Origin of the sequence: Kerstersia gyiorum, assembly GCF_004216755.1 — a bacterium.
GTDB classification, from domain to species: domain Bacteria; phylum Pseudomonadota; class Gammaproteobacteria; order Burkholderiales; family Burkholderiaceae_B; genus Kerstersia; species Kerstersia gyiorum.
Genome location: NZ_SGWZ01000006.1, coordinates 218350 through 225508, shown reverse-complemented (window position 1 = coordinate 225508; position 7159 = coordinate 218350). Strand labels below are relative to the sequence as shown.

Below are 7159 nucleotides of genomic sequence, written 5' to 3'. Positions count from 1 at the left end.
GCCTGCCCAGGTGCCGCAAGGCCTCCACGACCTGACTCAGCAGCAAACGACCCAGGCCATGGCCTTCGTCTTCCGGTAGCAAAGCCAGCACCATGTGATCCCCGGAAGCCCTGTTGAAGGTGGTGGTAGAACCTGTCGCGGCGTTATCTGGTGCATTGCTGCCGGCGCCTGTTTTTCTGAAATGCTCGTGTCAGCTCTATTTCCTGTCAATCACGGAGGTAGGCTATCGGCAGCATGGCGCAAGCATGTCACTTACGGTTTTCCGGGGCATCCACTGATAACCAGGCCGCAGTGTGGTGATAGCCAAAGCGCGGCCCCTCCTGGGGCAAGGCAATCTAGCGCTCCCATCGCTTGCGGTCTTTCTCTGGCTGCTTGCTTGTTTAGGTCGACACCCGTCGACTCCTCCGGCCCAGGTAGCAGCATGCCTTGCGGTGTGATAACCCCCACCGGATCAGCGCATCGAACGTTTCGCATCGCCGCGCCGGGGACCGCCTGCTTTTGATTGAGTGCCTTCCACCCGTCAATGACCGGTAATGGCTAATCCACCAGCCACTTGAGGCGCTCGTTCTCCGACGTTAATTCCTTGATCCGAGGTATCTCGGCCACATTCATGCCCGCCACTTTCACTTTATGGTGCTCGCACAGGTCTTTGCCAGGTCGCTGTACGTTGAAAAAGACGATGCTGGCTTGGTGGTGAAACCGCCACGAAATTGTGGAGAACCATGGGAGATATCGCTGTCGTCGCGGTGCGATGACGGTGTCAGGAACAGTGACGAATGCCAGATGTTCGTGGATGTACCTTGGTGATGTGAGGGGTGATGCTCTTATCTAAAGAAAATACTGCAATTTCTCAAGCTGTTGAGGTTTCTTAATTTACAAAATAAAATCGAAAACGATTTGCATTTGTAAATTAAGAGGCCAGACGCTGCTTGCGTACTTTGCTCCTGGTGTTGGGAAAAACGGCTTGCAAGCTGACTGGCATAGGGCCATGGCATGCCTCAATGGCGATTGCCATGCCTCCGCTATCTAACCCGTCCGATACGTTTGTATCAATCAAATAGGATATCCGGAATGACGAGTCCAGCATCGCTATCCAATAAATGTGGCAGGAAGTTCGATCTTCGGCGCATGGTCGCGCAAATGAGGCATCGTGCAGTCGTCGCGCCTTTCTCGCTGGCAGCGCATGTCACTGGTGCTGCGGTCCTATGCTTCGGGGCGGCGGTGGCGTACGCACAGGCACCAACTGAGCAGATGCAACGTTTTGATGTGCCTGCCGGCTCTTTGGCCGAGGTTTTGAATCACATCAGTCAGCAGACAGGCCGGTCCGTCGACTTGGAGCCTGGCGTCTCGCTGGACGTGCCCAGTCCGGGCCTGAGGGGAAGCTTCACACCACCCCAGGCGTTTAGTCAGGCTCTGCAGCCCCATGGTCTCTTCGCTTTGACTGCTGCTGGCGGTGTACGCATCGCCCATGAGCCGGTTGCGACTCGTGAGCTAGAGGCGGTCCGGGTTTTAGGTACCGCAGAGGAAGAGCTTAAACAACAGTTGAGTGTTTCCATAATCACTGCGGAAGACCTCCAGATCCGCCCGCCTGCAACTGATCTGTCCGAAATTATTCGTACGGTTCCCGGCGTTAACCTGACCGGCGCGAGCTCTAGCGGGGCGTATGGTAATCAGCGCCAGATAGATATCCGTGGCATGGGTCCCGAAAACACATTGGTGCTTATTGATGGCAAACCGGTCAGGTCCCGGGAAGCCGCGCAAATGCGCCGTTCCGGCGAACGCGATACAAGAGGTGATACCAACTGGGTGCCGGCCGATCAAGTAGAACGTATTGAGGTCATTCGTGGGCCGGCCGCTGCGCGCTATGGCTCTGGCGCTGCTGGTGGGGTGGTCAACATCATTACCAAGCCCCCCACGGACAAAATTTCCGGCTCGCTGACCGGCTACTACAATCAACCGGAAAATGGCGATGAGGGCAATGCGCGCAGAATCGGTTTCAATTTGTCTGGGCCCTTGAACGACAAACTGTCGTTTCGTTTCTATGGCAATGCAGCCAAGACCAATGCTGATTCGCCAGATATCAATGCAGATGAAGTTGTCAGCGGTAACGCAGCAGGTCGCGAAGGGGTACGCAATCGAGATATAAACGGTTTGCTGCGTCTGGATATCAATCCCGACCATGTGGTCGAACTGGATCTTGGTTTCAGCCGCCAGGGCAACGCTTATACCGGTGAGTATCCTGTGAATGTCAGCGATGAGGAACTGATCGAGCAATTGGCCAATGATGGCGCAGAAGTACGCCGCACCTATCGCCAGACAGCAGCTTTGACTCACCGGGGCGATTGGGGAAAGCTAGGAAATTCCCGCGTCATTCTTCAGTACGAAGACACGCGCAATTTGGATTGCCGCAAAAATTCTGCCGGTGGCCCGGAAGGTAGTTGTGCGTCTCCCCTGTCATATCTGGAATCCAATCTCAAGAATCTTTATGCAAATGGTGAACTCTACACACCGTTTACGCTGGGCGGCTTGTCACAGGTACTGACAACGGGGATCGAGTATCGTCATGAGAGCTTGAAAGATCCGAATACCTTGTTGCAAGCACCGCCTAGCGGCGTTACACAAGGCACTGATCCAAAGTCGACGGCGAGCAGTGTCGCTTTTTATCTGGAAGATAACATTGAAATTACTGACGATTTGATTGTCACGCCAGGTGTGCGGCTCGATCATCACAATCAATTTGGCAGCAATTGGAGCCCAAGTCTGAATGCAACCTATCAGTTAAGCTCTGATTTCAGTTTGAAGGGCGGTATTGCTCGCGCATATAAAGCACCTAATTTGTATCAGAGCAATGAAAATTACTGGTATACCACGCGTGGCAATGGTTGCCCAATTAACGTGAGTGGCCCTTGCTACATCCAGGGGAATCCTGACCTGAAGCCGGAAATCAGTGTCAACAAGGAAATCGGCGTGCAGTGGGACAATCACCAGGGGTGGGATGCAAGCGTCAGTTATTTCCGCAATGATTACAAGAACAAAATTACTGCAGACATGTACACACAGGGTACGGTTGATGTCGGCACGTACAAATACTACCAGTGGCACAATTCGGGTAAGGCCTTGGTTCAAGGCTTGGAAGGTAACCTGAATATTCCGTTGCTCGGAGAGAGTGGGCACACTTTAAGCCTGCTCAACAATTTCACTTGGATGCTGGATAACAAGGATCGGGAAACCGATCAGCCATTGAGCATTATTCCCAAATATACGCTTAACAGTACCTTGCTGTGGCGTCCAGTGGAACAGCTGTCCGCTCAGCTGACAATGAGCTGGTACGGCACTCAGAAGCCTCGTACTTTGACGGCTCGTGGCGCCGATGCGGAAGGGGCGGCACTGGACAGTGTGAGCCCGTACGCAGTGATCGGACTGAACACGCTGTATGACGTAAACAAGAACCTCCGCATTGGTGTGGGGATCAGCAATTTGTTTGATAAGGTCATCAAGCGTCGTTCCAACGGCGTCAGTGGCGGTGCCTATACCTATAACGAACCTGGCCGGGCGTACTACCTGACCACGACGGTGTCGTTCTAAGCTGATGGTCAGCTTCCATCCGATATCTCGTGTGGAAGCGGCAGGTTAAATACATTGCACCGTATGTTTCAGAACCGCCGTGGCCGGTGGCCACGGCACCCCTGGCCTGCTGTACTGCTTCGAGAGTAACGCCTGGATGCCCATGGCCTGCAAATTGCAGGGGGCAGCCAGGCTGATGCCAGATGTGAAAAACCCGGTTCCGCCATTCGTGGAAACCGGGTTTTTGTGATTGGAAGTCGATGTGGAGAGGCAGCACTGCGCGGAGGCAGTGCTGTAGTCTTTACATCTGCACTTGCAATCCGACGCGCAGGGTGCGGCCTGGGGCGGGCATCATGCTTTGTGCCAGCGGATCCAGGTAATAACGGTTGGTGATGTTCTGCAGCGAGACGTTGACGGCGGCCATTTTGTGGAACTGATAGCTCAGGAACGCATCAACCAGGGTGACGGGGTGGTAGATCAGCTGGGGCGTGGTGTCGCCTTGTTGCCAGGGCTCTTCCATTTTTTCCGTCGGGCCCGAGGTGAAGGTCATGCGGCTGCCAACCGTCAGGCGCTGGTCCAGCCAACGGGTGCCAACGGTCAGGTTGACGGCATACTTCGGCGGGTTCTGGGTGTTGGTATATGAGCCCATGAAGCTGCCCGGCGTGCAGTCCGGCGTGTTTTCTGTCGGCATGTAGCGGTCTGCCTTGGCGCGCAGGTTGGCGGCGAAGGCCGCGTCGCAGGTGCGCGTTTTCAGGTAGTGCGTGGCAGACAGATCCGTGAAGATCCGGCCATTGTCATATTGGGATTGCAGTTCCAGTCCGCTGGCTTGATAGCTGTCGGCGTTGGAGAACGTCATCGAGCCATTGAGGGTAGGATCGTAATAGCGCGTGATGTAGTTTTTGACATCGTTGCGGAAGTACGCGAACTTGAAGGCAGCGAGGTCGGCCGAGGACAACACGCCGCTATGGATGGTGCTGAAGCCCAGCTCCAGGTTGCGCGAGCGTTCCGGCTTGAGGTTCTGCACCGGTGATACCTGCAGTGTGCCCAATGAGGTTTCGAACAGTGAGGGCAGGCGGATGCCGGTAGAGTACGAGGCATAGACCTGCGTATCCGGTGCCAGCTCGTAGCTGATACCGAATGCGGGCGCGATGCCGTGATCGTGTGACGACAGCGGTTCGCTGTGGCTGTAGCCCACGACCGTGGAGATCACCATGGGATTGGAGGCGGCGACGTAGCTGGGTTCGCCGAATTCATCCAGGTTGACGCCGACTTCCGGGTGGTTGGAGTCGGAGTACACGAAGCCATTGTTTTTCAAGGGATCGGTGGCGTCGGTGTATTCGCCGTTTTCGTCCGGGTACCAATCCATGTAGCCCAGCTTGCCGTTGGCGAAGACCATGACGGATTTCTTTTCGCGGTCTTCGCGGACTGCCGTCGCGTAGGTATTGCGGTCACGCGACTTGAACTTGCTGAACCGCACGCCGGTCCAGAGCGTCAGGCGGTCGGTCGGTTTGTATTCCAGCTTGCCGGTCAGGTTGATTTCCTGCCGCTTGCCGTCGCGCAGGATGCGATTGGCGTTGCGGTCGTCTTCAGTAATGGTGACGCCGGCTTGCGGGCTGAGGTTTTCTGCCTGGAAGGAGCCGCCCAGTTCGAAGGCGAAGTCGCCGATGTTGCTGCTGAACTCCGAGCGGTTGCTCAGATCCATGCCGATGCGGCGGTTGTTCAGGCGCACCCAGCCGCGGTCGCCCACGTACATTTCGCTTCTGGGGGCCATCACGCCGTTGATCTGCGACGTGCGTGCGCCGACGAACCACAGGTTGGACTTCAGGTCGATCCAGGGATTGTCGGCCGGATTGAAGTTGTAGCGCAGCGAGGTGGTGTCGATTTCCGTTTTGCCGGTGGGGTATTGATAGATGCCGGCAGTGCCGCTGCGGATGATGTCCGAAGGCATGACTTCACCCTGGCGGCCGTTGTAGCGCCGATAGCTCAGTTCCAGTGCATGGCCGGCGGCGGGCCTGATCGTGGTTTTGACCAGCACGGACTCCGTTTCCACCGACGAGTTAAGGACTTCTTCGCCGGGCTTGTACATCTTGGCGACGGTGTTTTTTTCGCGGCCCGATGATTCATATTCGACATAGCGGTCGAAGCCATGCTTGCCGGAGAAATAGTTGCCTTGCGTGCGGTGTGCGTAGGCGGCGACCAGGTCCACCTTTTCGCTGGTGTAGCCGAAGGCGATGCTGCCTGCCTGTGCATTCGACCCGAACAGGTTGCCGTGCTTGCTTTCCGGTTCGCTGTACAGATCGGACGAGCTGTTGTAGTTGGAGCCGTCGCGCGAGCGGTGTGCCGGTTTGTTGCCGTTGTTCCACATTTCACCGGTGATCCGCACCCCGACGCTTTGCCCGGCGGGGATGATGTCGTTGACACCGATGGTGCGCATGGCCACCGTACCGCCGATGGCATTGCCGCCGGTGGCGGCCGACAGCCCCGGGCCCTTGTCGATGGTGACGTTGCTGATGAGATCCGGGTCGATGTAGCTGCGCTGCTGGGTGCCAGCATAGCCACGGTAGACGTCCAGCGCCTGCTGGGCGCCATCGACGGTAATGGCGACGCGGCTTTGGCCCTGGATGCCACGGATGTTCACGTCCAGCCCGCCGCCGTTACGGCTGTCGCCGACCTGCACGCCAGGAACGCCTTTGAGCATGTCGCCGGGGGACAGCGGCACGAAACGGCGCAATTGCTGCTCGGAAAGATAGACCGAGGAGCGCGGCTCGGTGTAGACCGCGCGCTCCGCGCTGTCGGGCGCTGTGCCTTCCACGGTGACGTTGGGCAGGGTGGCGACCGGGCCTGCGATTTTCTGCAGGGTGTAGCTGCCATCCGGGCGGGATACCAGTTCCAGGCCGCTGTTGGACAGGAGGCGGTTCATGCCTTCGCGCGCCGTATAAGTGCCTTGCAGCGCAGGCGCCTGCCGCTGGCTTGCCAGCGCGGGATCGAAGGACAGCAGAATGCCGGATTGAGCTGCGAATTCCGCCAGCGAGCGGCTCAAGGGCATGGCGGGCAGGCGGTAGTCGATCAGGGTGCTGCCATCCAGCGCTGCACTGCCCACGGCCTGGGCCTGGGCGGTCGGGACGAGCCCGGGCATCAGCGCGGTGCCGATGATCAGGCCGAACATGAGTTGGCGGACGGCTGCGGCACCAGGGTGCAGGCGGCCAGGGGCAGAAAGGGCGGGTTGTGGCTTCATGCTGAGCAAATGGTTTCCGCTGGGTGGCGGGAGATATCCTCAAGGGTCGATGCGGGCATCAGGTAAACCGGTCTGTCTGGATGCGGGCATGGTACGGCCAATGTCGGATATTTTTTCAATATGGGAATGATTTCTGCTTCAAGGAAAAAGAAATCGCTGAATGCACTGCCGGCCCAACGGGTCCGGCGTTCGCACAGGCAGCAAGGGCAAGGCAGGTGGGCGACACGCGTGGCTGGTACGCGCGGCGCAGCTTCAGCAGAGCGACGCAGGACATGATGGGCAAGCTTCCGGTAATGTTGGAATCCGGGGGGAACCCGTGACAGAGCCGATAGCCGGCAGTTTCCTTGCCGGCTTTCATTA

2 protein-coding genes are annotated in these 7159 nt (G+C 57.5%); one reads left to right on the top strand and one right to left on the bottom strand.

Annotated elements, in window-relative coordinates; genetic code table 11:
• Positions 1 to 1071 precede the first annotated feature (1071 nt).
• Positions 1072 to 3585, top strand: coding sequence for a FepA family TonB-dependent siderophore receptor (locus tag EV679_RS15920; protein WP_165390071.1), 2514 nt, complete (start codon positions 1072 to 1074; stop codon positions 3583 to 3585).
• A gap of 280 nt (positions 3586 to 3865) precedes the next feature.
• Here the strand turns inward: EV679_RS15920 and EV679_RS15910 are convergent, their stop codons facing one another.
• The gene (locus tag EV679_RS15910) at positions 3866 to 6799 is read right to left on the bottom strand and encodes a TonB-dependent receptor (RefSeq protein ID WP_130487727.1); all 2934 of its coding nucleotides are present in this window, start codon (positions 6797 to 6799) and stop codon (positions 3866 to 3868) included.
• Positions 6800 to 7159: the final 360 nt, after the last annotated feature.